The 1764-nt window shown below is 60.4% G+C and carries 4 protein-coding genes; 2 read left to right on the top strand and 2 right to left on the bottom strand.

Features of this window, described 5'->3' with window-relative positions; all coding sequences use genetic code 11:
* Positions 1 to 173 precede the first annotated feature (173 nt).
* Positions 174 to 425 (top strand): BolA family protein, encoded by a 252-nt coding sequence (locus WA989_RS10545; RefSeq protein ID WP_424340456.1) that lies wholly within the window; start codon positions 174 to 176, stop codon positions 423 to 425.
* On the top strand, positions 422 to 787 hold the full coding sequence (grxD, locus tag WA989_RS10540; protein ID WP_424340455.1) for a Grx4 family monothiol glutaredoxin: 366 nt from the start codon (positions 422 to 424) through the stop codon (positions 785 to 787). Before WA989_RS10545 ends, grxD begins: the two co-directional genes overlap by 4 nt.
* A 103-nt stretch (positions 788 to 890) precedes the next feature.
* Here grxD and WA989_RS10535 read toward each other — a convergent pair whose 3' ends face one another.
* Entirely contained in the window at positions 891 to 1334 is a 444-nt protein-coding gene (locus WA989_RS10535; RefSeq protein ID WP_424340454.1) for a cell division protein ZapA, read from the bottom strand.
* A 1-nt stretch (position 1335) separates the two neighbouring features.
* Positions 1336 to 1593 (bottom strand): hypothetical protein, encoded by a 258-nt coding sequence (locus WA989_RS10530; RefSeq protein ID WP_424340453.1) that lies wholly within the window; start codon positions 1591 to 1593, stop codon positions 1336 to 1338.
* Between the last annotated feature and the right edge of the window lie 171 nt (positions 1594 to 1764).

Genomic DNA, 1764 nt, shown 5'->3' with positions numbered 1-1764 from the left:
CCATGGAACCGCGCTGACAATATTGCTCGCCTAGCCCTTGCGGTGGTTCGGACGCCACTTTAATTCAGGTTTGTCGCCAGTTCAGTTCAGAACCCTGGCTTCAAATTGCGAGATCGTGCGTTGCGGGCGCGGTACGCGCGGGAAGACGCAGACAGGCGCGGGAGATTGACCGAATGGCAATGGAAGCCGCTGACATCGAGAGGATGATCCGCGAGGCCTTTCCCACCGCGCAGATCGAGATCATGGATCTCGCCGGTGATGGCAATCACTACGCCGCAACCGTGACTGCGGAAGAGTTTCGCGGATTGAACCGGGTCAAGCAGCATCAACTGGTCTATTCGGCGCTCAAGGGGCGGATGGACGGATCAAGCGGCGAGTTGCACGCGCTGGCCCTCACAACAAAAGTACCGGAGAACCACGAATGAGCGATCCATCCCACGCAGCGATCCGTACCGATATCGACACCAATGATGTCGTCCTCTTCATGAAGGGCACATCGCAGATGCCGCAATGCGGGTTTTCGAGCCGCGTGGCCGGTGTGCTCAACTACATGGGCGTCGCCTACAAGGACGTGAACGTGCTCGCGGATGAGGGAGTTCGCAATGGCATCAAGAGCTTTTCGGACTGGCCGACCATTCCGCAGCTGTATGTGACGGGGGAGTTCGTCGGTGGCTGCGACATCATCACCGAGATGACGCTGTCGGGCGAACTCGACACACTCTTTCAGGAGAAAGGCGTCGAATTCGATGCCGAGGCCGCCGAAAAGATCCGGTCGGCGAACGCATGACCTGACGGTCGGGGCAATGGCGCGCCTGATGTCGACCTGATTTCCACGTGACCGAACCGTTGCGCAGCCTCCCGGATCAGAGAACCCGGTAGGTCGATCGGCATCAGCGCCTTTTGCCCTCGGCAGCGTCTGCCAGCGTGTTGATATCCTCAAGCACCTTTGAGAGAAGTTCGACCGCTGCGTCGTTTTCGGCGCGCAGTTGCTCCGTCTCCTGATCAGGGCTCGTGTAGCTGTGATGGCTCTCCTGCTTGAGCGCATTGGCGGCCAGCATTGCCGATTTTGCCTCGGCGATCCGGACGCGCTCCTCGGCCGAGCGAAGCCGGTCTTCGATCTTGCCCATATCGGCGCGAAGCGTTGCCATGCTGTCGGCGAGCATGAGACCCGACAACAGAAGCATGCGCTTTTCGGTCGCGCCCGCCGGACTGTCGGCGATCTGGCGCGCCTCGGTATCGAGCAGTCGCGCGGCCTGCTCGAGCGATTTCTCCTGACCCGCCTCGCAGGCCACATCGAAAACCCGCCCGCCAATTTCGAGAATGAGTTCAGGCATGTCAGGCCTCCTCGATCAGCGGTTTGAGTTGAGCGATCAGGTCATCGAGCGCCGCCACGTCCTTGTCACGCTTGGCGCGGATGCTCACCAACTCTTCAAGCAATTTTGCCTTGTCGTTCTCCAGCGAAGCGATACGCGACTGAAGTTGCGGCGCCTCACCACTCCCTCCGCCACTCGCAGCGCCCCGGGTCTCGATGGCATCCCGCAACCGGTCCAGCGCCCTGGCAAAGTGAACTTCAAGTTGATTGATTTGACTCATCTTATCGCTTCCGAAACCCTGGTGAGGCCAGTTTTAGGCAGGCTGCCCGGACAATGCAATCGCTCGCAACCGTTGCCGGGCATGTTCACCTGGGCAATCGGACGCGCGTTTGACGGGCGCTGGAGGGAGGGAGGGCGAAACTGCCTTGACCCGTCCCGCCGGGCTGTTATC

Origin of the sequence: Henriciella sp. (genome assembly GCF_049649345.1) — a bacterium.
Lineage (GTDB): Bacteria > Pseudomonadota > Alphaproteobacteria > Caulobacterales > Hyphomonadaceae > Henriciella.
Note: the sequence above shows the minus strand (reverse complement) of the source record. Positions and strands in the feature narration are given on the sequence as shown.